The organism is Luteimonas sp. GW821-FHT14E02 (genome assembly GCF_058803905.1).
In genome coordinates, this window is sequence record NZ_JBXAPK010000013.1 from 52,548 (window position 1) to 79,235 (window position 26,688).

25 protein-coding genes and 2 pseudogenes are annotated in these 26,688 nt (G+C 64.8%); 14 read left to right on the top strand and 13 right to left on the bottom strand.

Features of this window, described 5'->3' with window-relative positions; all coding sequences use genetic code 11:
- The first annotated feature begins 138 nt into the window (after positions 1-138).
- Both pip and AC1RNP_RS17730 read left to right on the top strand, forming a co-directional pair.
- Positions 139-1,080, top strand: coding sequence for a prolyl aminopeptidase (gene pip, locus AC1RNP_RS17725; RefSeq protein WP_493052623.1), 942 nt, complete (start codon positions 139-141; stop codon positions 1,078-1,080).
- Positions 1,081-1,192: 112 nt separating this feature from the next.
- Positions 1,193-2,608 carry a sugar porter family MFS transporter gene (locus tag AC1RNP_RS17730; RefSeq protein WP_493052624.1) on the top strand — a complete coding sequence of 472 codons (1,416 nt, stop codon included), beginning with the start codon at positions 1,193-1,195 and terminating at the stop codon, positions 2,606-2,608.
- Between the two features lie 111 nt (positions 2,609-2,719).
- Here AC1RNP_RS17730 and AC1RNP_RS17735 read toward each other — a convergent pair whose 3' ends face one another.
- The 3 genes from AC1RNP_RS17735 to AC1RNP_RS17745 are packed head-to-tail and all read right to left on the bottom strand — an operon-like array spanning position 2,720 to position 4,807.
- The gene (locus tag AC1RNP_RS17735) at positions 2,720-3,265 is read right to left on the bottom strand and encodes an NUDIX hydrolase (protein WP_226470350.1); all 546 of its coding nucleotides are present in this window, start codon (positions 3,263-3,265) and stop codon (positions 2,720-2,722) included.
- Positions 3,266-3,296: 31 nt separating this feature from the next.
- A complete protein-coding gene (locus AC1RNP_RS17740; RefSeq protein ID WP_493052625.1) occupies positions 3,297-4,250 on the bottom strand; it encodes a 5'-3' exonuclease in 954 nt (317 codons plus the stop codon).
- On the bottom strand, positions 4,235-4,807 hold the full coding sequence (locus AC1RNP_RS17745) for a nitroreductase family protein (protein ID WP_493052626.1): 573 nt from the start codon (positions 4,805-4,807) through the stop codon (positions 4,235-4,237). The genes AC1RNP_RS17740 and AC1RNP_RS17745 overlap by 16 nt, the downstream gene beginning before the upstream one ends.
- Positions 4,808-4,930: 123 nt before the next feature.
- On the opposite strand from AC1RNP_RS17745, the gene AC1RNP_RS17750 reads away from it, so the two are divergent.
- The gene (locus tag AC1RNP_RS17750; RefSeq protein ID WP_493052627.1) at positions 4,931-6,085 is read left to right on the top strand and encodes an NAD(P) transhydrogenase subunit alpha; all 1,155 of its coding nucleotides are present in this window, start codon (positions 4,931-4,933) and stop codon (positions 6,083-6,085) included.
- Positions 6,086-6,726: 641 nt separating this feature from the next.
- On the opposite strand, the gene AC1RNP_RS17755 is transcribed toward AC1RNP_RS17750, so the two are convergent.
- Genes AC1RNP_RS17755 through AC1RNP_RS17765 form a run of 3 tightly spaced genes read right to left on the bottom strand, consistent with a single transcriptional unit; the run spans position 6,727 to position 8,157 of the window.
- Positions 6,727-7,182, bottom strand: coding sequence for a DUF3106 domain-containing protein (locus tag AC1RNP_RS17755; RefSeq protein WP_493052628.1), 456 nt, complete (start codon positions 7,180-7,182; stop codon positions 6,727-6,729).
- A 7-nt stretch (positions 7,183-7,189) separates the two neighbouring features.
- Positions 7,190-7,585 (bottom strand): hypothetical protein, encoded by a 396-nt coding sequence (locus tag AC1RNP_RS17760; RefSeq protein WP_493052629.1) that lies wholly within the window; start codon positions 7,583-7,585, stop codon positions 7,190-7,192.
- Positions 7,582-8,157, bottom strand: a complete 576-nt coding sequence (locus AC1RNP_RS17765; protein WP_493052668.1) for an RNA polymerase sigma factor — start codon at positions 8,155-8,157, stop codon at positions 7,582-7,584. The genes AC1RNP_RS17760 and AC1RNP_RS17765 overlap by 4 nt, the downstream gene beginning before the upstream one ends.
- A gap of 264 nt (positions 8,158-8,421) precedes the next feature.
- Here AC1RNP_RS17765 and AC1RNP_RS17770 point away from each other — a divergent pair, with 264 nt between their 5' ends.
- On the top strand, positions 8,422-8,718 hold the full coding sequence (locus AC1RNP_RS17770; protein ID WP_493052630.1) for an NAD(P) transhydrogenase subunit alpha part 2: 297 nt from the start codon (positions 8,422-8,424) through the stop codon (positions 8,716-8,718).
- Positions 8,718-10,157 (top strand): NAD(P)(+) transhydrogenase (Re/Si-specific) subunit beta, encoded by a 1,440-nt coding sequence (locus tag AC1RNP_RS17775; protein WP_493052631.1) that lies wholly within the window; start codon positions 8,718-8,720, stop codon positions 10,155-10,157. Before AC1RNP_RS17770 ends, AC1RNP_RS17775 begins: the two co-directional genes overlap by 1 nt.
- A gap of 18 nt (positions 10,158-10,175) precedes the next feature.
- Here the strand turns inward: AC1RNP_RS17775 and AC1RNP_RS17780 are convergent, their stop codons facing one another.
- The gene (locus AC1RNP_RS17780) at positions 10,176-10,655 is read right to left on the bottom strand and encodes a hypothetical protein (RefSeq protein WP_493052632.1); all 480 of its coding nucleotides are present in this window, start codon (positions 10,653-10,655) and stop codon (positions 10,176-10,178) included.
- 588 nt (positions 10,656-11,243) lie between these two features.
- Here AC1RNP_RS17780 and AC1RNP_RS17785 point away from each other — a divergent pair.
- Complete coding sequence (locus AC1RNP_RS17785) at positions 11,244-11,654, top strand: cupin domain-containing protein (RefSeq protein WP_493052633.1); 411 nt, start codon at positions 11,244-11,246, stop codon at positions 11,652-11,654.
- Positions 11,651-12,379: a helix-turn-helix transcriptional regulator gene (locus AC1RNP_RS17790; protein WP_226470339.1), complete on the top strand. Its 729-nt coding sequence runs from the start codon at positions 11,651-11,653 to the stop codon at positions 12,377-12,379. Before AC1RNP_RS17785 ends, AC1RNP_RS17790 begins: the two co-directional genes overlap by 4 nt.
- A gap of 17 nt (positions 12,380-12,396) precedes the next feature.
- On the opposite strand, the gene AC1RNP_RS17795 is transcribed toward AC1RNP_RS17790, so the two are convergent.
- The gene (locus tag AC1RNP_RS17795) at positions 12,397-12,840 is read right to left on the bottom strand and encodes a hypothetical protein (RefSeq protein ID WP_493052634.1); all 444 of its coding nucleotides are present in this window, start codon (positions 12,838-12,840) and stop codon (positions 12,397-12,399) included.
- A 99-nt stretch (positions 12,841-12,939) separates the two neighbouring features.
- Here AC1RNP_RS17795 and sufT point away from each other — a divergent pair, with 99 nt between their 5' ends.
- On the top strand, positions 12,940-13,491 hold the full coding sequence (gene sufT, locus AC1RNP_RS17800; RefSeq protein ID WP_493052635.1) for a putative Fe-S cluster assembly protein SufT: 552 nt from the start codon (positions 12,940-12,942) through the stop codon (positions 13,489-13,491).
- A 240-nt stretch (positions 13,492-13,731) separates the two neighbouring features.
- Here the strand turns inward: sufT and AC1RNP_RS17805 are convergent, their stop codons facing one another.
- On the bottom strand, positions 13,732-13,887 hold the full coding sequence (locus AC1RNP_RS17805; RefSeq protein WP_493052636.1) for a hypothetical protein: 156 nt from the start codon (positions 13,885-13,887) through the stop codon (positions 13,732-13,734).
- Between the two features lie 186 nt (positions 13,888-14,073).
- On the opposite strand from AC1RNP_RS17805, the gene AC1RNP_RS17810 reads away from it, so the two are divergent.
- From AC1RNP_RS17810 to AC1RNP_RS17835, 6 genes and pseudogenes are all read left to right on the top strand, one after another.
- Entirely contained in the window at positions 14,074-16,326 is a 2,253-nt protein-coding gene (locus AC1RNP_RS17810; RefSeq protein ID WP_493052637.1) for a M4 family metallopeptidase, read from the top strand.
- Between the two features lie 235 nt (positions 16,327-16,561).
- Positions 16,562-18,226 carry a M20/M25/M40 family metallo-hydrolase gene (locus AC1RNP_RS17815; protein ID WP_493052638.1) on the top strand — a complete coding sequence of 555 codons (1,665 nt, stop codon included), beginning with the start codon at positions 16,562-16,564 and terminating at the stop codon, positions 18,224-18,226.
- Between the two features lie 285 nt (positions 18,227-18,511).
- Positions 18,512-20,281, top strand: a pseudogene (locus AC1RNP_RS17820) (S8 family peptidase); the annotation flags it as partial.
- A gap of 126 nt (positions 20,282-20,407) precedes the next feature.
- Positions 20,408-20,638: pseudogene (locus AC1RNP_RS17825) on the top strand (proprotein convertase P-domain-containing protein); the annotation flags it as partial.
- 620 nt (positions 20,639-21,258) lie between these two features.
- On the top strand, positions 21,259-21,432 hold the full coding sequence (locus AC1RNP_RS17830; RefSeq protein WP_493052639.1) for a hypothetical protein: 174 nt from the start codon (positions 21,259-21,261) through the stop codon (positions 21,430-21,432).
- 175 nt (positions 21,433-21,607) lie between these two features.
- Positions 21,608-23,491: a M4 family metallopeptidase gene (locus AC1RNP_RS17835; protein WP_493052640.1), complete on the top strand. Its 1,884-nt coding sequence runs from the start codon at positions 21,608-21,610 to the stop codon at positions 23,489-23,491.
- Between the two features lie 82 nt (positions 23,492-23,573).
- Here AC1RNP_RS17835 and AC1RNP_RS17840 read toward each other — a convergent pair whose 3' ends face one another.
- Genes AC1RNP_RS17840 through wrbA form a run of 4 tightly spaced genes read right to left on the bottom strand, consistent with a single transcriptional unit; the run spans position 23,574 to position 26,661 of the window.
- Positions 23,574-25,124: a tetratricopeptide repeat-containing sulfotransferase family protein gene (locus tag AC1RNP_RS17840; protein ID WP_493052641.1), complete on the bottom strand. Its 1,551-nt coding sequence runs from the start codon at positions 25,122-25,124 to the stop codon at positions 23,574-23,576.
- 28 nt (positions 25,125-25,152) lie between these two features.
- The gene (locus AC1RNP_RS17845; RefSeq protein ID WP_493052642.1) at positions 25,153-25,641 is read right to left on the bottom strand and encodes an asparaginase domain-containing protein; all 489 of its coding nucleotides are present in this window, start codon (positions 25,639-25,641) and stop codon (positions 25,153-25,155) included.
- Between the two features lie 47 nt (positions 25,642-25,688).
- On the bottom strand, positions 25,689-26,042 hold the full coding sequence (locus AC1RNP_RS17850) for a DUF2069 domain-containing protein (protein ID WP_493052643.1): 354 nt from the start codon (positions 26,040-26,042) through the stop codon (positions 25,689-25,691).
- 25 nt (positions 26,043-26,067) lie between these two features.
- Positions 26,068-26,661 (bottom strand): NAD(P)H:quinone oxidoreductase, encoded by a 594-nt coding sequence (wrbA, locus tag AC1RNP_RS17855; protein WP_493052644.1) that lies wholly within the window; start codon positions 26,659-26,661, stop codon positions 26,068-26,070.
- Positions 26,662-26,688: the final 27 nt, after the last annotated feature.

Genomic DNA, 26,688 nt, shown 5'->3' on the forward strand with positions numbered 1-26,688 from the left:
GCGAAAAGAGTCGGCGGACATCTCTTCCGCGCGTCATTGCTTGCCTGTGCGGGAATGACGAGCCGGAGATATTCGGGCTTTTTCCCTCCGTTACCTGCCATCCATTACACTTCAACGATCCCTGATCGAAGGTGCCGCATGCGCGACCTGTACCCCGACATCGAACCCTATGATACTGGAACGCTCCAGGTCGACGATCGCCACACGCTCTACTACGAACAATGCGGCAATCCGAACGGCAAGCCGGTGGTGCTGCTGCATGGCGGTCCCGGCGCGGGTTGCAGCGCCAAGATGCGCCGCTTCCACGATGCGTCGAAGTACCGCATCGTGCTGTTCGACCAGCGCGGCAGCGGCCGTTCGACGCCGCATGCCGATCTCGTCGACAACACCACGTGGGATCTGGTCGCCGACATCGAGAAGCTGCGTATCAAGCTCGGCATCGGACGCTGGCAGGTGTTCGGCGGCTCGTGGGGATCGACGCTGGCGCTCGCCTACGCGCAGACGCATCCGCAGCACGTGACCGAGCTGGTGCTGCGCGGCATCTTCATGCTGCGCCGCTGGGAGCTGGAATGGTTCTACCAGGAAGGTGCGTCGCGGCTGTTCCCGGATGCGTGGGAGCACTACATCGCCGCGATTCCCTCGGTCGAGCGCCATGACCTGATTTCCGCCTTCCACCGCCGCCTGACCAGTGATGACGAATCCGCGCGGCTGGCCGCCGCGCGCGCCTGGAGCGTGTGGGAGGGCGCGACGTCCTTCCTGCACGTCGATGAGGATTTCGTCACGGGACACGAGGACGCCAGATTCGCGCTCGCCTTCGCCCGCATCGAGAACCACTACTTCGTCAACGGCGGCTTCTTCGAGGTGGAGGATCAGCTGCTGCGCGATGCGCACAAGATCGCCGACATCCCCGGCGTCATCGTGCATGGCCGCTACGACGTGGTCTGCCCGGTGCAAAGCGCCTGGGAGCTGCACAAAGCGTGGCCGAAGTCGCAGTTGACCATTACATCCGCGTCCGGCCATTCCGCTTTCGAGGCGGAGAACATCGACGCGCTGGTCAGGGCGACCGACCGGTTTGCGTGACCGCCTGCCCGCGGCGCATACGTATGCGATGACGTCCGGCCGATAACCCGGTAACGTTCGGCGCGAACGCAGGTGGCGTTCTCAGTGGGCCGAGGCCCGTAGGAGAATCACCGTGAATGCAGTTGCGACATCGCCCCCGGCGCGGACCAATGCTCGCGTCGTCGCCATCGCCGCGGTCGCGGCGCTCGGTGGATTCCTGTTCGGTTTCGATACCGCGGTCATCAACGGCGCGGTCGACGCGATCCGCGGTGATTTCAAGCTCGACGCGACGCTGATCGGCTTCGCGGTGTCTTGCGCGCTGCTGGGTTCGGCCATCGGCGCCTGGTATGCCGGACCGCTCGCCGACCGCTGGGGGCGCGTGCGCACCATGCAGGTGGCGGCGGTGGCGTTGACCGTGAGCGCGGTGGGCTCGGGGCTGGTGTTCGGCGTCTGGGATCTGGTGTTCTGGCGGCTGGTCGGCGGCATGGGCGTGGGCATCGCCTCGGTGATCGCGCCGGCATACATCGCCGAAATCTCTCCCGCGCACGTGCGCGGACGGCTCGGCTCGTTGCAGCAGCTTGCCATCGTGCTCGGCATCTTCGTCGCGCTGGCTTCGGATGCGCTGCTCGCGCATCTGGCCGGTGGCGCGGCGCAGCCGTTGTGGTTCGGTCTGAATGCGTGGCGATGGATGTTCCTCGTCGCCGCGCTGCCGGCGGTGGTGTACGGATTGCTGGTGTTGCGCGTTCCGGAATCGCCGCGCTATCTGGTGGCGAAGGGCGAGAAGACGGCTGCCGCCGGCGTGTTGCGCCAGGTGCTGAGCCTATCCGACGACGAGGCGCTCCATCACAAGGTGGACGAGATCGATGCCAGCCTGCGTTCGGAGCATCGTCCGCGCCTGAGCGATCTGCGCAAGGCAGGTGGCGGACTGCTGCCGGTGGTGTGGATCGGCATCCTGCTGTCGGTGTTCCAGCAGTTCGTCGGCATCAACGTGATTTTCTACTACTCGTCGACGCTGTGGCATTCGGTTGGCTTCAGTGAAGCCGACTCGTTCAAGATCACCGTCGCCACCTCGATCACCAACGTGCTGGTGACGCTGGTCGCGATCGCGCTGGTCGATCGCATCGGCCGCAAGCCGCTGCTCGTCATCGGCTCGGCCGGCATGACGATCACGCTGGCGGTGATGGCATGGTGCTTCTCGCAGGCGGCGGGCGGCGGCGCCGACATCCAGCTGCCGCATCCGTGGGGGCCTGTCGCCCTCGTCGCCGCCAATCTCTACGTCATCTTCTTTGGCGTGAGCTGGGGGCCGGTGGTATGGGTGTTGCTCGGCGAGATGTTCCCCAACCGCATCCGCGCCATCGCGCTCGCGGTGGCAGCGGCTGCGCAGTGGTTGGCCAACTTCGCGATCACCGCTACGTTCCCGCAGCTGGCCGAGATCGGTCTCAGCTTCGCCTACGGCCTGTACGCGGCGTTCGCCTTGCTCTCATTCGGATTCGTACTTGCCGCTGTGCGGGAAACGAAGGGGATGGAGCTGGAAGAAATGCGCAATTGAACAGGGCCGGCATCCCTTCGTTGAGACAACGGTTCCGACTTCAGGGAGCGGCCTTCTCCGGCGCTCCCACGTCGACGTGAACGCGGCGGTAGACTCGCGACACTAACCGCTTCAGATCGCGGGCGATCCATCCGGATTGTGCTCGATCATCCACAGTCCGGCCCAGAGCTTGAGGTCCAGCTCGAAGCCTTCGGCGTGCTTGCGCATCAGCCACGCGGGCGCGCTCGCGCGCGGCACGCTGTGCACGGTGATGTTCTCGCTGCCGACGCCGCCACCTTCGCCGACTTTCTTCAGGTCGCGGGCGCGCGCGAAGGCGATGCGCTCGTTGCTCATGCCGGCCGAGGTCGGGCCGATCAGCAGGACGTCGACGCGGCCGGCCTCCCAGCCGGTTTCCTCGACCAGTTCGCGGCGGGCGGCGTCTTCCAGCGTGTCCTCGGCGTCGTCGTCGCCGACCAGTCCGGCCGGCATCTCGATGGTTCTGGCGCCGAGCGGCACGCGGTACTGCTCGACGAACAGGACGTGGTCATCCGGCGTCACCGCGATGACGAGCACGGCCAGGCCGTCCTTGCCGTGCGTGCGTTCGCAGGATTCCCAGTGGTCGCGTTTCACCAGGCGAAGCCATTCGCCCTGGTAGAGGATTTCAGGGGTGTCGGTCATGGGATGTCGCGCAAAATTTGGTTGCGTGATGCTACGACGGATTCGATGACGCCGTTAAGTCGACGTCCGTCACGGCTTGCAATCGTTTGCGCGTCAGCGGGCCGAAACGCATCGCTTCGCAGAGCGCGATCAGGGTGGCGGCATCGGCCTGATTACGCAGGAAAAGTGGCCCAGAAGCGGGCGGCATGAAACCGGTCAGGGGGGCATCGAGCGCGATGGTGGAAAGCTGCCGGCACAGCAATGCCTGCTCGCGATGCTGCCGCAGCTTGATCGCCGCCTGCGCGGCGCCGCGGAACCGCAGGTACGGCACCTCGTCGATGCGTTCGAGCAGGGCGTCGAGGCTGCCGAAATGGGCGAGCAGCACGGCCGCGGTCTTGGCGCCGATGCCGGGGACGCCTGGGATGTTGTCGACGGCGTCGCCGCTCAATGCGAGGTAGTCGGCGATCTGGTGTGCTTCCACGCCGTGGCGCGCCTTGACGCCGGCCATCCCCCAGCGTTGGCCGCGGGCGAAATCCCATTGCTCGTCATGTTCGAGCAGCAGCTGCGACAAATCCTTGTCGGCCGAAACGATGATGCCGCGATGGCCGTGACCGCGCGCGACATGCAATGCGCTACCGATGAGATCGTCGGCTTCGTAGTCGCTGTGCGCCAGCACCACCAGCCCGAGTGCGTCGCACAGCGCCTTGCAGTAGGCGAACTGGCGCTTGAGTTCCGGCGGTGCCGGCGCGCGATTGGCCTTGTAGGCGGGATACAGCGCATTGCGGAAGCAGCTGTCGAGCGCTTCATCGAAGGCGACCACGATGTGGCGCGGGCGCTCGCGTTCGAGCAGCTCGATCAGGAAGCGCGCGAAGCCATGCACCGCATTGGTCGGCCAGCCGTCGGCGTCGTGGAATTCGTCCGGCATCGAATGCCAGGCGCGGAAGACGTACAGGCTGGCGTCGATCAGATGCAGTGGTGGCCGGGGAGCGTTCACGCCGGCGTCCAATCACTCAGCAAGGATGCTGGATCGGGACGCTCGCGCTCCGGCGCCTCCAGCTTCGGCGTGCCGATGTGGACGAAGCCGGCGATGCGTTCCTGCGGGCCGAGTCCGAGCAACGACAGGATCCTGGCATCGTAGGCCGGCCAGCCGGTCAGCCAGCTGGCGCCGAAACCCAGCGCCTGGGCGGCCTGCAGCAGGGCGAAGCAGACCGAGCCGGCGCAGAGCAGGCGTTCCTGTTCGGGAATCTGAGTGTCGTCGGCGTCGAGCACGGCGACGACCGCGATCACCAGCGGCGCATGCGAGAAGCGGTGGCGATCCTTGTCGATCGCGCTTTCGGGCGCATCGGGCTGGAGTTCCAGCGTGCGCGCGACCAGCGCCTCGCCAAGCGCCTGGCGCGCATCGCCGGCAATGCGCAGGAAGCGGAACGGCACGCGCTTGCCATGATCGGGAACGCGCACGGCCGATCGCAGCATGCGCAGCAGGGTGGGAGCGTCCGGTCCGGGTTCGCCGAGTTGCTTGGCGGGAACGGAGCGGCGGGCGTCGAGGACTTCGAGTGGGGTCACGTGGGGAGCGCGCCTGTGAATGCGATGGTTTCGGATAAAACGAGTTCGTATTCTGCCACCGGGACATCGCCGGGGCCGATCCGATTCGCTAGGATGAGGGCAACCCCCCCAGCGGAGCGTTGCATGGCAGTGGAAACCGGAGCCGTCCAGACTGGCAAGGTACTGATCGCAGCTGTGCGTGAAACCGCGCCGGGTGAACGCCGCGTCGCATTGACGCCGGAAACCTGCAAGAAGCTGGTGGCCGCCGGCGCGCGAGTGCGCGCGGAACGCGGCCTGGGTGTGGGCGCGAGCATCGCCGATCAGGCCTATGCGGAGGCCGGCGCGGAACTGGTCGATGCGACGGCGCTGGCCGATGCGGATCTGGTGCTGTGCGTGCAATCGCCGCCGCCGGAGACGATCGCGACGCTGAAGCAGGGCGCGGTGCTGATCGGCAGCCTGCAACCCGATGCCAATCCCGCGCGTGCCGACGCGCTGCGCGCGAAGGGCGTCCTGGCCTTCCCGCTCGAACGGCTGCCGCGCACCACGCGCGCGCAGGCGATGGACGTGCTGAGCTCGCAGGCCGGCATGGCCGGCTACAAGGCCGTCTTGATCGGCGCGCAGCTGGCGCCGCGCTTCTTTCCGATGCTGACCACCGCCGCCGGCACGATCCGGCCGTCGAAGGTGCTGATCGTGGGCGCGGGCGTCGCCGGTCTGCAGGCGGTGGCGACGGCGAAACGGCTCGGTGCGCAGGTGGAATGCTTCGACGTGCGGCCGGAAACGCGCGAGCAGATCGAATCGCTGGGTGGCAAGTTCCTCGACCTCGGCGTGAGTGCAGCGGGCGAGGGCGGCTACGCGCGCCAGCTCACCGACGAGGAGCGCGCCGAGCAGCAGCGCCGGCTTGCCGAACATCTGAAAGGCATCGACGTGATCGTCTGCACGGCCGCGGTGCCGGGGCGTCCGGCGCCGAAGATCATCTCCGCCGCGATGGTGGAAGGGATGAAGCCCGGCAGCGTGATCGTCGACCTCGCCGCCGAGACCGGCGGCAATTGCGAGTTGACCAGGCCTGGTGAAACGGTCGACGTCAACGGCGTGACGGTTGCTGGCCCGCTCAACCTCGCCAGTAGCGGTGCGTTGCATGCGAGTGAGATGTATGCACGCAATGTGTTCAATTTCGTTTCGTTGCTGGTGAAGAACGGTGCGGTTGCGTTCGATTGGAACGATGAATTGCTGGCGAAGACCGTGTGGCCGGCGGTGCCTGAATCGGCTCGTGTTGGCGAGATTGCTGCCACGCTGGCGTGATCGTCTGTTGGCGCGGCTGGGGGTGGCTTGCTCTTATTTGTTGATTGGTTTTGAAGGCAAAAGCGTTTCGTCCGCTACGCGGCCGAGTTCATTTCTTTTGATAAGCGTCAAAAGAAACGAACCAAAGAAAAACGCTTTTCCCGACGAAGCAGCCCCAGGGTTTCATTGCTATCAGGATTTTTCGACTCGCCATCCTGGCTCGGTCGAAAAACGGCGCACATCCTGTGCGCCGCCCTCCGGGTCTCCGGCTGGTGGGGGCGCTCAAGCATTTTTAGAAGCGAAAGGCGAGGCAAAGCCGAGCAGCTTTTGCTCTTGGCTGCTAAGCCTTGCGAGCCATGATTGCTTCTAGACCCGAAGGGCGGCGGGCAGGAAGCCCGCCGTTTTCCGACCGAGCCATGGATGGCGAGTCGGAAAATCCTGGGGCTCAACCCGCCATGGGATTGCTGTGTCGAGAAAAGCGTTTTTCTTTGGTTCGTTTCTTTTGACGCTTATCAAAAGAAATGAACTCGCCCCTTCAGGGGCGAAACGCTTTTGACCTTGGCGCAGGCGCTTTCCACCGTTTAACAGCTCTCCCATCGAAAAGCTCCTCGCGCATCGGCATTCTCAACGCCTCACCTGCGATCGCAAGCCCGCCTCGGCGTTCATGGCGGTGTCGGCTGCTTCTCCAGCCACATCCTGCGCTGCTCCGGCGTCATCGCACGGAAGCGTTCCATCTGCACCTTGCGCTGCTCGGGCGGCAGCGCGCGCAGCTTCTCGAATATGGTCCGCATCTGCTCGCGTTGCTCCGGTGGCATGTGGTCCCAGCGCTTCATGCCGCGATGGGCGCGCACGCGCTGTTCCGGCGTCATTTCCTGCCAGCGTCGCGCGCGCTCGAACATGCGCGCGCGCTCGTCCGGATTCGAATTCCAGCGCTCGCGCACGGGGGCCAGCAGGAGTTCGCGTTGTTCGCGTGACAGGTGTTCCCAGTCCGGCATCGACACCGAGCCGGGCGGTGGTGGGGGTGGGAGCGGCGGCGGTGCCGCGCTCACGGTATGGGAGCCCAGCAGCAGCGCGAGGAACATGCCAGAGAGGAGTCGGCGGGGGGCGAGGCGGGTCATGAATGCGTCACTCCATCGCGAGGGACTGGGCGTCCTGGGAGGCCAGCCAAAGATAGAAATCAGGATTCTGGTCGTACAGGCCGCCGTCGTCATCATCGACGTCCACACTGGCGACCGGCGCCGACGGCGCGGCGAGCGTGGGCTGCACACGGTTTTCCTGCTGCCACTGCAGGCCCAGCGCGGCGGCGAACAATGCCGCGCATGCGGTCGCGCCCGCCAAACCATAACGGCGCAGGGGTGAAGCCGCCCGTCGCGGCGTGGAGAGCGCCTGGCGACGGCGCTGATGCAATTGCGCCTGGGTCCGCGCCGACACTTGCGTCGTCGCCTCGGCATAGCGCTGCCGCATCGCGGCGTCAAAATCCCGATCCTTCTGCTGCATCTCGTTTTCAGGGGTGTCGTTCATGCGAAATCCTCCAGTCGCCGTTGCAACGCTTCGCGTGCCCGCGACAGGTGTGTCTTCACCGAGCCCTCGCTGCATCCCATGATGCGCGCGGTATCGGCGACGTCGAATTCTTCCAGTACGCGCAGCGTGAACGCTTCGCGCTGCCGGCGCGGCAGCTCGCGCAGTGCCGTGACGAACTGCGCGTAGGCCTCGCGGCTGTCGTGCGCCCGGGCCGGATCGGGCTGGTGATCGGCCCAGTCCGGCGTGCCGTCGCCGGCATCGCCCGCGTTGAACAGCCAGCCGAGCCGGAACGTCCGGCGCCGCTGGGCGTCGATGATGCGGCTGCGCAGGATGCTCCAGAACAGCGGCGACCATTCCGAGGTCGGGCGGTCTCGGTAGGCGAGCATCTTCATCATCGCCTCCTGCACGACGTCGAGCGCGTCCTCGCGGTGGCGCAGGCCGAGCTCGGCGAAGCGGAACGCGCGCGGCCCGGTGTCGGCCAGGAACTGGTCCAGGCTGCCCGCCTCCGGCGCCGTGCCCGGCGCGGGTGGGGGATCGAGGCGGGCAGCGTCTGCGCTCACCGGCACGAGCATAAGCCGCCCACGCGCAACCGCGGCTGTCGCGGCGCCGGTACCGGCCGCGTGCCGGAAATCGCCTGGGAATCCGCTGGAAACAGGCGGAGTTTTCGCTTGCGGGCGCGCGGCCGAGGCCATGTCATCGGGTCTGCGAACGGATCGGGTTGGTTGCAATGGAAACGTCTGGTCGCGACATCGGTTGACAGCCAGTTGCGGCGACGTGCCCAAAATCACACGACTGGCTCTATGATGCGGGGAACTTCGGTTGCGGGGAGACGAGCGGTGAGCGACGGGTTCGTGGCGCTTTACATCTTCATGCTGGCCGCCATCGCCGGCAACGTGATCATCTCGCGCGTGCCGGTGATCCTGCACACGCCGCTGATGTCCGGCAGCAACTTCATCCACGGCATCGTCCTGATCGGCGCCATGGTCGTGCTCGGCCACGCCGATACCACGCTCGAAAAAATCATCGGCTTCCTCGCCGTGCTGCTCGGGGCGGGCAACGCCGCCGGCGGCTACGTGGTGACGGAGCGGATGCTGGACATGTTCAAGTCCTCCAAGCAGCCGGAGAAGAAGTGATGGTGTGGCTTTCCGTTCTGGTGAAGGCCAGTTATCTCGTCGCCGCGACACTATTCCTGCTTGGCCTGCAACGCATGGCCTCGCCCAAGACCGCGCGCAGCGGCATCCAGTGGGCGGGCGTGGGCATGCTGATCGCCACCGTGGCGACGTTCTTCCTGCCCGGTCTGCACAATCTCGGCTTGATCGTCGCGGCGACCGCCATCGGCACCGCGGTCGCCTGGGTCTGGGGCAAGAAGGTCGCGATCACCGACATGCCGCAGATGGTGGCCCTGTTCAACGGCATGGGTGGCGGCTCGGCGGCGGCGATCGGCGCGGTGGAACTGTTCAAGTTCTCTGCGTTGAACAGCGTCTATCAAGTCGATGCGGTGACCGGCACGCCGATGGCCATGTCGGTGGAGCCGCCGATCGTCACGTTGGTGCTCGCGGTGATCGGTGCGCTGATCGGCGCAGTGTCGCTGACGGGCTCGATCATCGCCTGGGCCAAGCTCGATGGCCGCATGGACAAGCGCTACACCTTCCCGGGGCAGCAGGTGTTCAACGCCCTGGTGGCGCTGGCGGCGGCGGTGCTGGGCGCTCTGGCGATCCATTCGCTGAGCGTGCCGGTGATCGTCGCGTTCTTCATCGCCGCACTCGCGCTCGGCGTGCTGATGACGCTGCCCATCGGCGGCGCCGACATGCCGGTGGTGATCTCGCTCTACAACGCCTTCACCGGTCTGGCGGTGGCGTTCGAAGGCTATGTGCTCGGCAATGAAGCCCTGATCATCGCCGGCATGATGGTCGGCGCGGCCGGCATCCTGCTGACGCGATTGATGGCGAAGGCCATGAACCGCTCGATCAAGTCGGTGCTGTTCTCCAACTTCGGCGGTGGTGGGCAGGCACAGGAGATCACCGGCACGCAGAAGCCCATCGAGGCCGGCGACGTCGCCGCGATGATGGCGTATGCCGAACGCGTGGTGATCGTGCCGGGTTATGGCCTGGCGGTGGCGCAGGCGCAGCACAAGATCTGGGAGCTGACGCAGAAGCTGATGGATCGCGGCGTGAAGGTGAAATTCGCCATCCATCCGGTGGCGGGCCGCATGCCGGGCCACATGAACGTGCTGCTGGCCGAAGCGGGTGTGCCCTACGATCTGATCGCCGACATGGACGACATCAATCCTGAGTTCGCCAACACCGACGTGAGCCTGGTGATCGGCGCCAACGACGTGGTCAATCCGGTGGCGAAGACCGATCCGGCCTCGCCGATCTACGGCATGCCGATTCTCGACGTGGTGAATTCCAAGAACACCATCGTCATCAAGCGCGGCAAGGGCACCGGCTTCGCCGGCATCGAGAACGCACTCTTCTATGCCGACAACACCCGCATGCTGTACGGCGACGGCAGCGAGATGGCGAATGCGCTGGTGAGCGAACTGAAGGCGTTGGACGGCGGCGGGCACTGAGCCACGCCGTCGCCGGCATCAGCCTCGTAACGCCTTGCGCGCGGTCAGCGCGCAGATCACGCCGAAGATGGCGTGCATGACGATGCTGCTGCCTACCCATCGCAGGTCGTTGAATTTCGGCATCCCGAATGCCGAAAGCGGCAGCACGACGAAGTTCATGACCAGATACAGCACCACGCCATACGGCAATCCATAAGTGATGGGATGGCGCACGAGCATGCGCCACCAGCGCGCGACGAGGTAATAGACCACCACCATCATCGTCGCGATGAAGTAGTGCAGACCGGCGCCGAGCCACGCCGTTGCCTCGCCGCCTTCGTAACTGGCCTTGCCGAGCAGGCCGCTGGCGATGGATTGGAACACCTGCGTGGCGGTGACGCCTTTCGGATACCAGAACGCGATGGCAAAGATCGCATCGAGAGTGCCGAGCACGATCCCGCCCAGAAGCAGCCATCGCCATGGTCTGGACGCGCGCGCGCCGCGCAATGTGTCGTTCATGCCGTCTTCCCCTGTGAGTTCGGCGATCTTGCGCAAAGAATATCGTTGCCGCCAGTGCTCGATCCGCTCGTAACCCGGTGATTCACCGGCATCTGTACGCGTGCGTGCTGGTTTTGCACGGGAGGCCAGGGCGGGCCTGGGCTTGAATTGGGCTTCCCGTCACGCGGATTGGACCAGGCGCGGACCATCGCCTGGCTCGACAGCCGGATGGCGATGATCTCGAATCGATCCGCGACTTTGCCCATGAGGTGCCCGACAACTCCGCCTGTCCGCGTAAGTCGCGGGCAGGCATGCCTGTGCCGCGCGGGAAGCGCGATAGTTAACAGATTTTGGCGAGGGCGACAAGCGTGATTTGCCCGGATGTCGCATCGCCGGCACACGCGTAAAAAGTGAGCCGGCCCTGGCCCATTGGGGCACGGATTGGCACAGGGATGTGCCGCTTTCTGGGTGCGATTTCGCGAACCCGATTTTCGGTCCGTTTCGCGCCGCCTGCCTCGTCATGATTCACAGCGTGACGCATGCCATACTTCGGGCATGAAGGCCCGTTCTTCCGCTGCCGATTTAGCTTCTTCAGCCTCGTTCGTCCCGTTGACCATCCGTAACGCGTTCAGCCTGCTGGCCAGCGATACGCGTCAGGACGATACGGCCGGCATCCGCATCGCCAGCGTGCTGGACGATCCGGCCTGCAGCTACTACATCACCGAGATCGCGCCGGGCCGCTCGGTGAATCCGCACTATCACCGTCAGGGCGACGAGATCTACATCATCCTCGGCGGTGTCGGCACGATCCATACCTGGCATCACGAGGCACCGGCGCAGGTGGATTCGCAGCCGATCGGCAGCGGCGCGCTGTTCCGCATACCGCCCGGCACGGCGCACCAGCTGGAAAACACCGGCACCGATCCGCTGATCCTGCTGTTCGCCTGCAGCCCCGATCATCTGGGCAGCGACCGGTTCGTGGTGCCATCCGCTCCCGCGCGCGAGGAGGCGTCGGCATGACCCACGAGATCGATGCGCGGCTGCGCTCGCTGTTCGACCAGATGCCCGGGCTGTGGGGCTGCAAGGACGAGAATTCGGTCTTCCTCTACGCCAATTCGCGCTACACGGAAGCCGTCGGCCTCAAGCACAATCTCGAAGCGATCGGCCGCACCGATTTCGACATGCCCTGCGATACCGTGGCCTGCGCACATCTGTTCCGCGCGCAGGACAAGGAGGTGATGCTGAGCATGCAGCCGCTGCGCGTGCTCGACATTCATCCTTTCGCCGGTGGCGAATGGCGTGCCTACCTGTCCACAAAGACGCCGCTGGTCGACGAGGAGAACGGCAAGGTCGTCGGCACGATCTTCCATCTCGCCGACATCACCTCGGCCCATACCGTCGAGCTGGGCTCGCTGCTGGGGCGCGTGCAGACCGGCATCCAGCTCGAAAGCCACCTGACCGGGCAGGGCAGCTACATCCTCGACCACCATCAGCGCGGCGCGATCAAGCTGAGCCAGCGTGAGGCGGAAGTGCTGTTCTTCCTCGTGCGCGGCAAGACGATCAAGGAGATCGCCGCGATCCTCACCCTGTCCCCGCGCACGGTGGAAAACCACATCGACGCGATGAAGGGCAAGTTCGCGGTGGAGAACAAGGGCGCCCTGATCGACCAGGCGATCTATCTGGGCTACCTGAACTACATCCCGGAGCGGCTGTTCAAGCAGCAGCTGTCGGTGGTGCTGCGCTAGCGGCTGTCGCGGCCCGGTCAGCGTCCGGCGACGGTCGCCACTACAAGCGCCGCGCCGATCCAGGCGAGGTCCAGCGCCGAATTGGTGAGCGAGATCAGCGTCCAGGCGTGGTCGCTCCCGAGCCGCACGAACGAATCCCAGGGCGGGATGCCCAGCGGCAGGCCCATGCGGGTGGCGGCGATGCTCCAGTTGGCGAAGGCCACGGCCACGAGCGTCCCCAGCACCGCGCTGGCGGCCCGTGCCCAGCCGGCGCGCATGCGGCAGGCGCGCAGCACCCACACGGCGTCGAAGGCGGCGACCACGGCCATCCAGGTGCTCTGCTTGCCCGTATACAGGGACACCAGCGCCCAGACCGCGGCGATGCCACAGCTGATGATCAGCAGCAGGATCAGTGTCAGCGGCGTCGGAAAGCGGGAGGGCGGTCGGGAAGCAGGTCGGGGGGCTGGCGGAGCGGAGGCCATGCGGAACGGTGCCGGTCGCAAAACGGAACAGCATACCGCCTATGCCACCGATACAATGCGCACCTTGCGCGGCGTGGCCGCCGCCACCATTTTGCCCGCATGTATTCCCGCAGCAGCGAACCCGTCCGCCTCGAACGCGATTGCGCCGCCGTCCTGGTGCCGCAGGGCGAGGCCGTGACCCTGCCGGCCGGCAGCATCGGCTACATCACCCAGGCGCTGGGTGGCAGCTACACGGTCTTCATCGAGGGCAACCTGTTCCGGATCGCCGGGCGTGACGCGGATGCGATCGGCAAGGAGCCGCCATCGCCGCTGTCGCTGCCCGACGGTGCCGACGACGAGGCCGTGGAGGTGCTGGTCTGGAAACAGCTGCGCACCTGCTTCGATCCGGAAATCCCGATCAACGTCGTCGACCTGGGCCTGGTCTACGAAGCCAACGTCTCCCGTCGCGACGACGGAAACCGCTTCGTGGAAGTGAAGATGACCCTGACCGCGCCTGGCTGCGGCATGGGCGACATCCTCGTGGACGACGTGCGCAGCAAGCTGGAGATGATCCCGACGGTCGCCGAGGCCGACGTCGAGCTCGTTTTCGACCCGCCCTGGAACCGCAACATGATGTCGGAAGCGGCGCGTCTCGAAACCGGGATGTTATAGGCCCGTTATTCCGTTGCGGCTGTAACGGTCGCGTCGCAAAACTGTGATGAGAGGCGCGCGAGGAATGTCGTATCGCGCCGTTTGCGGCATGGACCGCACCCCCGTTGTCCTTTAAGGTCGATTCATGGACGCGCGACTTCACGCGTCTTTTTCCGGCGGTGCCGTTTCGACAACGCCGCCGGTCCGCGTTGCGGTTTGAATCCCGGGGGTTTTGATGTCGCACCAAACCCGAGGCCGTCCTCAGGCGCGCAGGCTGCTGCCGCGCGTGTGCATGGACGCGCCGCGAATGGTCGGCATCGAATGCGCCTCCAGGGAATCTCGCCACCGCATCGCAGCCGTGCCGGCAGGAGCGTGGGCATGGGTTGGTGTCTCTTCGTCGAAGGTGATGTCAGGCAAGAACTGAAACTGCGCAGGGCCCGGAGATGCCGGCACCTGCCAGGCATCGTGCAGCGCCGGACCTTTGAACAGCAGTGCGGACTTCGCGCCCGGTAGGGGGCCGGCGGACGTTCCGCAGTTGGAAACGCTCGAGAGAGGCCGCCCGGATGGTCGGTCGCATATCCAACCCTTAGGAGAACCACAGACGTGATCAAGAAACATCCTCTGCGATTGTTTGCAATCACACCTCTCGCTTTCGCCTGCGCCGCCCTGTCCGCGCAAGCGGCGACGAAGGTGGATCTGCATCGAGAGAACATCGCACAACTGAATGCCGGACCGAGTGCCAGCGTGGCCGCGGTCGGCGTTCTCAAGCAGCCGGAGCAGCGCCATGCGCAACTGCTGACGCTCGGCTCGGAGTCGACGCTGCGTCCGCTCAGGTCGCACACGTTGCCCAATGGCGTGCGCAACTACCGCTACCAGCAGCAGTTCCGCGGCATGCCGGTGCACGGCGCGCAGATCGTGGTGAGCGAAGACGCCAATGGACGCGTTCGCACGCTGTTCGGCCAGAAGATCGAAGGGTTGGAACGCGAACTGTCCGGCGCCACGCCGAAGCTGACGGCCAGCCAGGCACTCTCGCGCGCCAAGAGCGTGAATCTGGGGGATCGCCAGCTCGCCCTGCGTATCGAGGGAGAACGCAGCGAGCAGGTCGTGTTCGTGGGGAACGACGGCCGTGCGCGTCTGGCATACAAAGTGTCGTACTTCGCCGATTCCGCCAGGGGCGGCGCCGCGACCAATCCGGTGACCTTCATCGACGCCGACAACGGCAACGTCCTCAGGCAGTACGACGCCCTGCAGCATGCCGAGATCGGCACCGGCCCGGGTGGCAACACCAAGACCGGCCAGTACGAGTACGGCACCGACTTCGGATTCCTCGACGTCGAGCAGAGCGGCACCAACTGCACGATGAACTCGGACAAGGTCACCACGGTCAACCTCAACCACGGCACCAGCGGCTCCACGCCCTGGACGTACACCTGCCCGCGCAACACGGTCAAGGAGATCAACGGCGCCTATTCGCCGCTCAACGACGCGCACTACTTCGGCCATGTCGTCTTCGACATGTACAGCGACTACCTCGATTCGTCGCCGCTCACCGGCAAGGTGACGCTGAAGGTGCACTACAGCACCAACTACGAGAATGCGTTCTGGAGCCCGTCGACGCAGACGATGTCGTTCGGCGACGGCTTCAACACGTTCTATCCGCTGGTCAGCCTGGACGTGCTCGCGCACGAGGTCTCGCACGGTTACACCGAGCAGAACTCCGGTCTCGAATACGAAGGGCAGTCGGGCGGCATCAACGAATCCTTCTCCGACATCGCCGGCGAAGCGGCCGAATTCTTCTTCAAGGGCAGCAATGACTTCCTGGTCGGCGCCGAGATCTTCAAGGCCGCTGGACAGGCGCTGCGCTACATGGAGGATCCGACGCAGGACGGCGATTCCATCGGCAGCGCCAACGATTACTACGACGGCCTCGACGTGCATTACTCGTCCGGCGTCTTCAACAAGGCCTTCTACACGTTGGCACACACCACCGGCTGGGATACCAAGAAGGCATTCCTTGCCTTCGCAGTGGCCAACCGCGACTACTGGACGACGACCACCGACTTCTACCAGGGCGCCTGCGGTGTCGAAACGGCGGCGGAAGACCAGGGTTGGAGCAAGGCCGACGTTACGGCGGCGTTCGCCGCGGTCGATGTCGAATGCGGTGGTGGCCCGCCGCCTGATCCGGATCCGGTCGTGCTGGAGAAGGGCGTGGCGGTCACGGATCTTGCCGCGGCGACGAGCAAGGCGCTGACCTTCACGATGGATGTGCCGGCAGGTTCGTCCAACCTCACCTTCACGATCTCGGGCGGCACCGGTGATGCCGACATGTACGTGAAGCTGGGCAGCATGCCGACCGACACCAGCTACGACTGCCGTCCCTACAAGAGCGGCAATAGCGAGGTGTGCACCTTCGCGACGCCGACCGCGGGCAAGTACTACGTGCGCCTGAAGGCGTATTCGTCCTACTCGGGCGTGACCCTGGTGGGCGACTACGGCGGCGGTGGCGGCGGCGGTACGCAGACGTACACCAACGACACCGACTTCAACATCACCGACTACGGCTCGTTCCGCAGCCCGGTCGCGGTCGCCAACCGCAGCGGCAACGCACCGGACGACGCCCAGGTGAAGGTCGACATCACGCATACCTACATCGGCGATCTCAAGATCGACCTGATCGCGCCCGATGGCAGTGTGTACGTGTTGCATAACCGTACCGGCGGCAGCACCGACAACATCAACAAGACCTACACCGTTGATCTGTCGAGCGAGGTGTTGAACGGCACGTGGAATCTGCGCGTGAAGGACAGCGCCAACGGCGACGTCGGCAAGCTCAACGTCTGGAGCGTCACGTTCTGATCGGAAGCTGGCAGGTGATAACAGCAAAAACCCCGGCCATGTGCCGGGGTTTTTGTTGGTGCGAACCGTGAGCCATCTCACGCTTGATGCACTCGGAATGCTGCGACTGCAACTTGATCGTCGTTGCAAGCGTCACTTAGCGTCGTGATGCCTCGCATTTCACGAGGCCATCATCGCATCCAACCAACCATCCATATCCGATGACATCCGTCAACGGAAGAGCAGGAGCGACTTCATGAAATCACTTCGAACCTTCGCAGGGTTGCTGGCGGTCTGTGCACCGCTTTGTTTCGCGAGCGCTTCGGCGCAGAACGTGACCGGCCATTTGGTATCGGGCACTGGAGCGGCCGCTGGAGAAGATGCACTGGCGCCGGTTTATCTGGTGAGCTCAGACGCAACGTATCGCGCCGGCATCCAGAACGCCGCGCGCACAGGACTCGCGCGCAAGGACAGTTTCGGTCATTCCCTCGTGATCTCGGAGGTCAAGACGCATCAGCTGCCCGCGATCAGCGAGACGATCCATACCCGCGAGAAGCGTTGCGGCGGCTTCTTCGCTTTCGACACGCTCGCCGAAGCGGAAGCCTTCATCCGCTCCGACCAGACCACGCAGGCCGTACAGCGCGCCGCACTCGTCAGCTACACCATCGACAACCAGACGACGGTCAACCCGTGGCTGTCGCAGGTGCAGGCGTCGAACATCCTCAACACCATCAGCCATCTCTCGACCTCATATAACAACCGCTATTACTCCACCTCGACCGGCCAGCAGTCCGCGAACTGGATTCGCGACACCTGGGCAGGCCTGGTCAGCGGTCGTACCGATGCCTCTGCGGCGTTGTTCACCACTTGCAGCACCTGCTCCACGCAGCCCTCGGTGATCCTCACCATCCAGGGTAACGAGCTGCCCAACGAAATCGTCGTGCTGGGCGCGCATCTGGATTCGATCAGTTCCAGCGGCAGCGGTTCGAGCATGAACGCGCCGGGCGCCGACGATGATGCTTCCGGCATCGCCACGCTCACCGAAGTCATCCGCGTGGCCGCCGCCAGCGGGTGGAAGCCGAAGCGCACCGTCATGTTCATGGGCTATGCCGCCGAGGAAGTCGGTCTGCGCGGTTCCAATGCGATCGCGCAATCGTTCAAGACGCAGGGCAAGAATGTCGTGGGCGTGCTCCAGCTCGACATGACCAACTACAAGGTCGGCACGGGCGTCGACATGCAGCTGATCACCGACAACAGCAATACGGCGCTCAAACAGTTCCTCACCGATCTGTTCGATACGTATCTCCAGCCGCTCGGGCTCACGCGTGGCACCTACACCTGCGGCTACGGCTGCTCCGATCATGCATCCTGGACCAGTGCCGGCTTCCCCGCGGCCATGATGTTCGAGGCCGGGGACGAAACCGGCGAGTATTTCCCGTACATCCATACATCCAGCGACACGCTCACCAACATGGGCAACAGCGCCGCCAACAGCGCGAAGTTCGCCAAGCTCGGCCTGGCCTTCCTCGGCGAGCTTGGCAAGACCACGGGCGGTGGCGGTCCGGATCCGGAGCCGGGGACACAGACTTACAGCAATACCGGCGATTACACCATCAATGACAACGCCACCGTCGACAGCCCAATCGCGGTCTCCGGACGCAGCGGCAATGCACCGAGCAACGCCTCCGTGACGGTAGCGATCGTGCATACCTACATCGGCGACCTGAAAGTCGATCTGGTGGCGCCAGACGGCACGCTGTACAACATCCACAACCGCAGCGGCGGCAGCGCCGACAACATCAACAAGACGGTGGCGCTGAACCTGTCGAGCGAGGCATTGAACGGAACGTGGAAGCTGCGCGTGAATGACAATGCGTCCCAGGACACCGGCTACATCAACAGCTGGAGCGTCACGTTCTGAACGCCAAGCCCGCATCGCCGAACTCGCGATTGCGAAAGCGTGCTTTCACGCACAAATGCAATCAATGAGGGTGGGGGATTCGCCCCGATTTGCGTTGCCGAAAAATGCTGCGGTCGCAGCTTGAAGGAATAACGGCTCTTGCTTAGCGTCGGACGGGAACCCGGTTCTGGGTTCCCGTCCAGGCGCTCAAAGAGAAGGGGCGACGCGGCCTTCGCCGCGTCTGTTCTCATTGGGGCTTGTCTGCCGCATCCGCGGCACACACTACGTCCAGGAGTTGCGTTTTCCATGTCCGATATTTCGAATCGCCGTGTGCGCGTACATGCGCTCGCCGCCGCTACCGCTATGGCGTTGTCTTCCCTGGTATCCGTGTCTTCGTTCGCTGCAGATCGCATCAATCTCAATGGATTGAAGAGCGACGAGCGTTTCGATCGCTTCATCGTCAAATACCGTAGCGGCAGCCCGGAGGCGGCCGACGTCGCCACCGTGCGTCGTGCCGCCAGCGCGGCCGCGCGCGCACTGCCCGTCGCCGCGAAAGGCAAGGCGCTGGGCCTGACGCATCTGCGTCGTCTGGCGATCCAGTCCGATGTGCTGAAGTCAGACCGCAAGCTCAACCGCGTCGAGGCCGAAGCATTGATGCGGCAGATCGCCACCGACCCGAACGTCGAATACGTCGAGGTCGATCGCATGATGCATGCATTGCTGACGCCCAATGACACGCGCTACGGCGAGCAGTGGGGCTATACCGACGCCGATGCTGGCATCAACGCGCCGCTGGCATGGGACGTCACCACTGGCAGCGGCGCGGTGGTGGCCGTGATCGACACCGGCATCACGCCACATAGCGACCTCAGTGCCAACCTTGTGGCCGGCTACGACTTCATCGGCGACACCGACGTGTCGGTGGACGGCGATGGCCGCGATTCGAATCCCAACGATCCGGGCGACTGGTACGAAAACTCTCATTGCGGTTCCAACGCGCCGCCGTCTTCCTCTTCCAGCTGGCATGGCACGCATGTTGCCGGCACCGTCGCGGCGGTCACCAACAACGCCAAGGGTGTCGCCGGCGTCGCCTACGGCGCGAAGGTCTCGCCCATTCGCGTGCTCGGACGTTGCGGTGGCTACACCTCCGACATCGCCGACGCCATCATCTGGGCATCGGGCGGAACGGTCAGCGGCGTACCGGCCAACGCCAATCCGGCGGAGGTCATCAACATGAGCCTCGGCGGCTACGGCGCTTGCGACACCACCACGCAGAATGCGATCAATGGCGCGGTCGGTCGCGGCACCACGGTGGTGGTGGCCGCGGGCAACGATGCCAACGACGCTTCGGAAAACAATCCGGCCAACTGCAACAACGTGATCACCGTGGGCGCGGTGGACAGCCAGGGCAAGCGTTCGATCTGGAGCACCGGCTTCCAGGAATCCAGTTATGGATCGGTGGTCGACCTGGCCGCGCCCGGCACCGGCATTCTTTCGACGCTCAACTCCGGCTCGAAGACGCAGGGTTCGGAAACGTATGCCAGCTACAGCGGCACGTCGATGGCGACGCCGCACGTCGCGGGTGTGGTGGCGTTGATGCAGGCCGCGGCCACCGCCAATGGCGGTGCCAAGACACCGGCGCAGATCGAAAGCCTGATCAAGGGCAGCGTCAAACCGTTCCCGAGCACGCCGGACAAAGCCATTGGTGCCGGCATCGTCAATGCCAGGGCAGCGGTGGACGCGGCCACGGGCACCACGCCGCCGCCGACCGGCGGCACGCTGGCCAACGGTGTGGCGGTGACCGGCTTGTCGGGCAGCGCGGGCACCGAACTGCGCTACACCCTGAGCGTTCCGGCCGGAGCCAGCAATCTGAAGTTCGTGACGTCCGGCGGCAGCGGCGATGCCGACCTGTACGTGAAGTTCGGCAGCGCGCCGTCCACGTCCAGCTACGACTGCAAGTCGGAAGGCAGCACGAATGCCGAGACCTGCACCATCACCACGGCCCAGACCGGCACGTATCACGTCCTGGTACGCGGCTACTCGACGTTCTCCGGCCTCAGCCTGACCGGCAGCTACACCACCGGCAGCAGCGCGCAGACTTATACCAACAACACGGACTACACCATCAGCGACAACGCCACGGTGGACAGCCCGATCACCGTGTCCGGCCGCACCGGCAACGCGCCGACCAATGCATCGGTCTCGGTGAACATCGTCCACACCTATCGCGGTGATCTGAAGGTGGATCTGGTGGCGCCGGACGGCAGTCTATACAACATCAGCAACTACGCGGGCGGCAGCGCCGACAACCTGACGGGCACCTTCACCTTCAACCTGTCGAGCGAAGCGCTCAACGGCACGTGGAAGCTGCGGGTGAACGACAACGCTGGCGGTGACACCGGCTACATCAACAGCTGGAGCGTCACGTTCTAAGCGGAAGTAAAGGAGACCGAACAAAACCCCGACCAAGCGCCGGGGTTTTGTTTTGCGGCGATGGCTGTGGCGGGATCATGGATGCGAACGGAATCGATATCCGATTGCCGACGTCGCACCGCCCATGATTCGCGCCTGGATCTCATGATGCTGGTTGCTTCCTCGTATTGCACCGCAGCTTGATCGCCGCGTGCAGCGTCGCTTAGCGTCAGGCTCCCGAGTCCGCGGTCAGATACGGCGGCATCACGTTCGAATCCCCGAAGCGTTGCGCTCAAGCAGGCGCATCGACAATGTCGGGCCTCTCCGACCCCGGTGGCACCGGGGTCTTTTTTTGTCACGTCGATTGATGTGCGAACTCGCGCACATTGTGTTTTCACGCGCTCTACACGGACGTCGTGATCAGTTGCAGGTGAAATTGTTCGTCTGATGGTTTTGGGGGTGCCATCACGATTTCACGCTCGCTTTTGCTGCAACTGCGGCGTGAATCGAGTTTGAAACCTTCGATAAGGTCGTTTCAGGGCGCGGAACGTCTTGCGTCCGTTTTTTTCGTCGGGAGGATGGTTCGACTCGATCCCGACGTGCAGCTCTCCATGGCTGATCGTGCGGAGGTCGGAACCTTCATGTCTGGTCGTTTGCGTACTTCGCGGCAATCGCCGCCGGCTTCCTGGCCGGTGGTGATGACGCGTGGTGCCGGCGCGCGGGTGCGGGTCTCCGGCATCGGCCATGGCGCTGCCGCGCCGGCTACGGCGTGGATGTGCATTGGCGTCACATTCGTCGGACACAGCACCGCGTAACCCCAAGAGCTGCGCAGAACACCTGACCCATTGGGGATGGGAAGGAGTGGTGTTCTCGAACAGCAGCGGAAACGTCGCGCGGCCCGCAAAGGCCGTATCGACGTGCAGTTGGAATAGCACAGAGAGAGACGCCCATCCGGGCGATCGCAAATCCAACCTTGAGGAGATACAGATCGTGAATTCCCGCAATCGTTCCCTGAAGCTCATCGCCATCACGCCGCTCGCGCTCGCCCTGTCGGCGCTCTCGGCACAGGCCGCCAATCGCGACGACCTGCAGAAAGCCAATCTCGCGCAGCTCAACAGCCAGTACGCCAGGGCCAGCGCTTCCCTGGGCGTGGCCGCGAAGGCCGCCGACCGTCACGCCGAACTCGTCGGCCTCGATGCCGGATCCTCGCTGCGCGAAATCCGCACGCGGCATGACAAGCTCGGGACCTATCACCGCTATCAGCAGACCTATCAGGGCGTCCCGATCTACGCCGAGCAGATCGTCGTGAGCGAGGACAGCCAGGGCAATGCGCGCAACCTGTTCGGCACGCGCGTCACCGGCCTGGAAAGCGAGATCACCAGCACCGCGTCGAAACTGAGCCGCACCCAGGCACTGAACCTCGGCAAGAGCATCGTGCTCGGCCAGCAGCTGCTCGCCTCGCGTATCGAGCGCGAGGAAAGCACCAAGATGATCTATATCGACGACAACGGCCGCGCGCATCTGGCCTATGTCGTGACCTTCTTCGCCGACAGTGCCCAGGGCGGCAGACCGACGCGTCCGGTCCTCATCCTCGAGGCCAATTCGGGTCAGGTGCTGCACCGTTACGAGAACCTGCAGCATGCCCTGATCGGCACGGGCCCCGGCGGTAACCAGAAGACCGGTCAGTACGAGTACGGCACCGACTACGGTTACCTGGACGTGACGCAGAGCGGCACCACGTGCACGATGAACAACGCCAACGTGAAGACCGTCAACCTCAACCACGGCACCAGCGGCAGCACGGCGTTCTCGTATACCTGTCCGCGCAACACCGTGAAGACGATCAACGGCGCCTATTCGCCGCTGAACGATGCGCATTATTTCGGTGGCGTCGTCTACAACATGTACAACGCCTACATCGGCAAGCCGCCGCTGACCTTCCAGCTGATGATGCGCGTGCACTACAGCAACAACTATCAGAACGCGTTCTGGAACGGTTCGTCGATGACCTTCGGCGACGGTGCCAGCACGTTCTATCCGCTGGTCGGACTCGACGTTTCCGCGCACGAGGTCTCGCACGGCTTCACCGAGCAGAACTCCAACCTGACCTATTCCGGACAGTCGGGCGGCATCAACGAAGCCTACTCCGACATGGCGGGTGAAGCGGCCGAGTTCTATTTCAAGGGCAGCAACGATTTCTGGGTGGGTGCCGAGATCTTCAAGGCAGCCGGTCAGGCGCTGCGCTACATGAACGATCCGCCGCAGGATGGCCAGTCGATCGACAACGCCGCCGATTACTACAACGGCCTGGACGTGCACTATTCGTCCGGTGTGTACAACAAGGCGTTTTATCTGCTGGCGCAGAAGCCGGGCTGGGGCACCGTGAATGCGTTCAAGGTCTTCGCGCGCGCCAACGACCTGTACTGGACTTCCAGCACGAACTTCAACCAGGGCGCTTGCGGCGTGGAGACGGCGGCGACGGATCTCGGCCTCACCAAGGCTGACGTCACCGCGGCGTTCACTTCGGTGGGCGTGGGCTGCGCCGGAACTCCCACGGATGGCGTGGTCGTGCTGAATGTGAACCTGCCGGCAATTGCCTCCGGCGCCTGGTCGTCGACCTATACCGTGGCGATCCCGTCGGGCACGACCAAGCTGGTCGTCGCCACCTCGGGCGGCACGGGGGATGGTGATTTGTATGTGCGAGTGGGTTCGGCACCGACCACAAGCACCTACAACTGCCGTCCGTACACCGGCGGCAACACTGAGACCTGCACCTTCAACAATCCGACCTCGGGCAGCACGTACTACATTCGCGTGCGCGGCTATACCGCGGCCTCGGGGATCAACCTGAAGGCCACACGTTCACCGAACTGAGTCGTTTCAAGGCCCGAGAGGGCATGCAACACGATTGCGGCCGTCGTAAGACGGCCGCAATTTTTTCGCGACGAAATAAAGATCAGCTTTGCAAAGCTGCCCGCAGCGGATCGAGCAGGGGTCCGTAATGCGCGGAGCGCGCCGTGTCATGACGCAATGGCTGCCGCACCTGCGAGGCGCTGGGCGTGCGCACGCTACGCGTGGCCTGGTGGTAGTCGAGGCAACGCGCATCGAAGGGCAAGCCACAGAAGTCGAGCAGTGCACGAATCTCGTTCTCGGGATCGGCGAGCAGGGCTTCGTAGGACTGGGTGCGGATGTGTTGAGGATCGGCGTTCCGCCAATGCGTCATCGCGCGCTCGCAGTCGCGCAGATAGGCGGCGATGTCGGTGAGACTGCAGGCGAAGTGCGGCAGGCGGTAGAACTGTTGCTTGAAGCACGACCAGGCGGTTTCCAGCGCATCGCGTCGCGTGTCGATGACGTGCGCGCCGGGCAGCATGGCGCGCATCACGCCGGCGTACAGCCAGTTCTCCGGCATCTTGTCGGTGAAATGCGGGCGGTTCACGCGCCAGCGCGCCGTGCGTTGCAGATAGTCCTGTCCCAGCCGATGCCAATCCTGTGCGGTGGCGGCGGCGACCCAGCGCGGGAAAGGCTCGTTGCGACGGATCGACTCGTCGCGGATCACTTCACCAAGATCGTTGAGTTCGCTGGCGCCTTCCACCTGCGGATGCGCGGCCAGGATCTGCTCGAACAAGGTGGAACCCGAACGCGGCAGGCCCACGATCAGGATCGCTTCGCGTCCCAGGGTCGCGTCCAGCGGCGCCGGCAGCGTCTCGCTCGCAGCGATCACGGCATCGGTATAGGTGTGAAAGCCATTGGCGTCCCAGGGCGACAGGCGCCGCATGCGGAAGTTGGCTTCGTTGAGCGCCGAGAATGCCTCGGGATAGCGGCCATGGTCTTCGTAGACCTTGCCCAGTGCGTAGCCCATCGCGATGCGATCGGTTTCGGCGATGTTGGCGCGCCGGAATTGCAGCGCCAGCTCCTCGCGATCACGATCAGTCAGAGGACGCATCTTGATGTTGGCGAGCCCGCGCCAGGCATCGCCGCAGGCCGGATGCAATTGCAGCGCGGCGCGATACTCCGTATCCGCCTGATCGAATCGGCCGAGATGCGCCAACGCGTCGGCGAGCAGGATGCGCGCGGGCAACAGATCCGGCGCCAGCTCGCAGGCACGCCGCAACACGTCCACCGCGGCTTCGGTGCTGCCTTCCAGTTGCAGACTGCGGCCGAGGTTGTACCAGGGCATCGGTTCGTGCGGCGCCAGTTCGCAGGCGCGGCGCCACGATGCATGCGCGGCATCGCGTTCGCCCAGGCCCTGCTGCGCGCTGCCGAGGTCCATGAAGATGTAAGGGTCGTCCGGGCGCTGCGCCAGCGCGCGCAACAGGAATGCCTGCGCATCGGCAGGCCGCTCGCGCTGGTTGTTGAGGATGCCGCTCAGTCGCAGGGCTTCCGGGTGCTCAGGCACGGCATCGAGCACTTCGCCGAGCAGATGCTCTGCGATGTCGAACGCGCCATCGCGGATCGCGCGCGCCGCGCCATGCATGCGTTGGACCGCATCGGCCGGCAATCCGGCCATGCGTGGATCGCCGCCGGCATCCACCGCGTTAATTGGCCGCCTCGAAACGATTGGCGGCGACGTTCTTGCGTACCTTCAGCGGATCCCAGATGCGGCCGTTCATGGCGATGTGCACGCCCGGTGGCAACGATTGCACCGCACCGACCGCGCAGCCGATGTTGAATTCAGCGTCGGAGCCGCGGAAGCGCGCCGGATTCAGCGCGCCGGTCAGCACGATGGTCTTGCCTTCGATGTCGCTGAGCACCTTCGCCGTGTCGACCATGGTGTCGGTGCCGTGCGTGATCAGCACGTGCCTGGTCGGCTGCGCGGCGATGGTGGCGCGGATCAACTCGCGATCTTCGGCGCTGATGTGCAGCGAGTCCTTGCGGATGATCGGAATCACCCGGAAGCGGAACGCCACGCCCAGTTCCTCGAGGATGCGGCCGATCTGCGGCTCGCCGACCTGATAGTCGGATTTGTCGTCGAAATACACCTTGTCGATGGTGCCGCCGGTGGTGACGATGAGCAGCTCGTCCATGCGGATGTCCGGAAGTGGGCAGGGCGCGCGCCTGCGAAGCGTGGATTTTACTCCGACTGCTTTTGCTTGGGCTTGCTGAAGCGCGCTTTCAGGCCCGGCCAGCTCGATGCGACGACGACCAGCAGCGCCAGCACGATCTCGCCCCACGCGTAGCCGCCCTCGGCGGGGCGGCTCCAGGCCACCATCACGCCGTGCGAGAACCAGAACAGGCCGGCGACGCCACTCCAGAACGCCGCCTTGGCGCCGCCGCGCAGCACGCCGATCAACAGCAGCAGCGGCGGCAGCACGAAGACCAGCAGGACGGCGATGCGGTGACGGTCTTCGTAGAACCACAACGAGAACAGTACCGACAGCACGAACAGCGCCGATGCCAGGACAATGCGGGCGGGGCGCAGGCTCATGTCGACGGACTCACATTGACGTGACTCATGCCGACATCCTGGCCGCGATCTGCGCGACACGGCGCCCGAGCGCGCGCGCGAGCGCGGCTTCGTCGTCGCTGGGCGTCGGATCGTCCTGTGCGCCGGACACGTGGCTGGCACCGTAAGGCGTCCCGCCACTGCGCGTGGCGGCGAGCGCGGGCTCGGTGAAGGGCAGGCCGACCAGCACGCAGCCGTGATGCAGCAGTGGCAGCATCATCGACAGCAGGGTCGATTCCTGGCCGCCGTGCATCGTCGCGGTGGAGGTGAACACCGCCGCCGGCTTGCCGACCAGCGTGCCGCTGGCCCATTCCGCGCCCAGGCCGTCGATGAAATGCTTCAGGGGTGCGGCCATATTGCCGAACCGCGTCGGGCTGCCCAGCACCAGGCCCGCGCATTCGGCGAGGTCCTGCGCGTTCACGTAGGGCGCGCCTTCCTCGGGCACCGGTGGCGCCGCCGCCTGGGTGACCGCGGCCACCGGCGGCACCGTACGCAGGCGTGCGTGCATGCCCGCGACTTCGCCGACGCCGCGCGCGATGTGCCGCGCCAGTTTCGCCACCGATCCGCCGCGGCTGTAGTAGAGGATGAGGATATCGGGCATCGCGATAGTGTTGCAGGGCCGGCGGCC

What these genes read in the sequence shown, in the direction of transcription:
- AC1RNP_RS17830 (WP_493052639.1), top strand. Translation starts at nt 21,259, where the DNA reads ATGTCTGGTCGTTTGCGTACTTCGCGGCAATCGCCGCCGGCTTCCTGG.
- AC1RNP_RS17815 (WP_493052638.1), top strand. Translation starts at nt 16,562, where the DNA reads ATGAAATCACTTCGAACCTTCGCAGGGTTGCTGGCGGTCTGTGCACCG.
- pip (WP_493052623.1), top strand. Translation starts at nt 139, where the DNA reads ATGCGCGACCTGTACCCCGACATCGAACCCTATGATACTGGAACGCTC.
- AC1RNP_RS17760 (WP_493052629.1), bottom strand. Translation starts at nt 7,585, where the DNA reads ATGAACGACACCCCTGAAAACGAGATGCAGCAGAAGGATCGGGATTTT.
- AC1RNP_RS17795 (WP_493052634.1), bottom strand. Translation starts at nt 12,840, where the DNA reads ATGGCCTCCGCTCCGCCAGCCCCCCGACCTGCTTCCCGACCGCCCTCC.
- AC1RNP_RS17840 (WP_493052641.1), bottom strand. Translation starts at nt 25,124, where the DNA reads ATGGCCGGATTGCCGGCCGATGCGGTCCAACGCATGCATGGCGCGGCG.
- AC1RNP_RS17750 (WP_493052627.1), top strand. Translation starts at nt 4,931, where the DNA reads ATGGCAGTGGAAACCGGAGCCGTCCAGACTGGCAAGGTACTGATCGCA.
- AC1RNP_RS17780 (WP_493052632.1), bottom strand. Translation starts at nt 10,655, where the DNA reads ATGAACGACACATTGCGCGGCGCGCGCGCGTCCAGACCATGGCGATGG.
- AC1RNP_RS17850 (WP_493052643.1), bottom strand. Translation starts at nt 26,042, where the DNA reads ATGAGCCTGCGCCCCGCCCGCATTGTCCTGGCATCGGCGCTGTTCGTG.
- sufT (WP_493052635.1), top strand. Translation starts at nt 12,940, where the DNA reads ATGTATTCCCGCAGCAGCGAACCCGTCCGCCTCGAACGCGATTGCGCC.
- AC1RNP_RS17755 (WP_493052628.1), bottom strand. Translation starts at nt 7,182, where the DNA reads ATGACCCGCCTCGCCCCCCGCCGACTCCTCTCTGGCATGTTCCTCGCG.
- AC1RNP_RS17790 (WP_226470339.1), top strand. Translation starts at nt 11,651, where the DNA reads ATGACCCACGAGATCGATGCGCGGCTGCGCTCGCTGTTCGACCAGATG.
- AC1RNP_RS17845 (WP_493052642.1), bottom strand. Translation starts at nt 25,641, where the DNA reads ATGGACGAGCTGCTCATCGTCACCACCGGCGGCACCATCGACAAGGTG.
- AC1RNP_RS17775 (WP_493052631.1), top strand. Translation starts at nt 8,718, where the DNA reads ATGGTGTGGCTTTCCGTTCTGGTGAAGGCCAGTTATCTCGTCGCCGCG.
- AC1RNP_RS17735 (WP_226470350.1), bottom strand. Translation starts at nt 3,265, where the DNA reads ATGACCGACACCCCTGAAATCCTCTACCAGGGCGAATGGCTTCGCCTG.
- wrbA (WP_493052644.1), bottom strand. Translation starts at nt 26,661, where the DNA reads ATGCCCGATATCCTCATCCTCTACTACAGCCGCGGCGGATCGGTGGCG.
- AC1RNP_RS17765 (WP_493052668.1), bottom strand. Translation starts at nt 8,157, where the DNA reads ATGCTCGTGCCGGTGAGCGCAGACGCTGCCCGCCTCGATCCCCCACCC.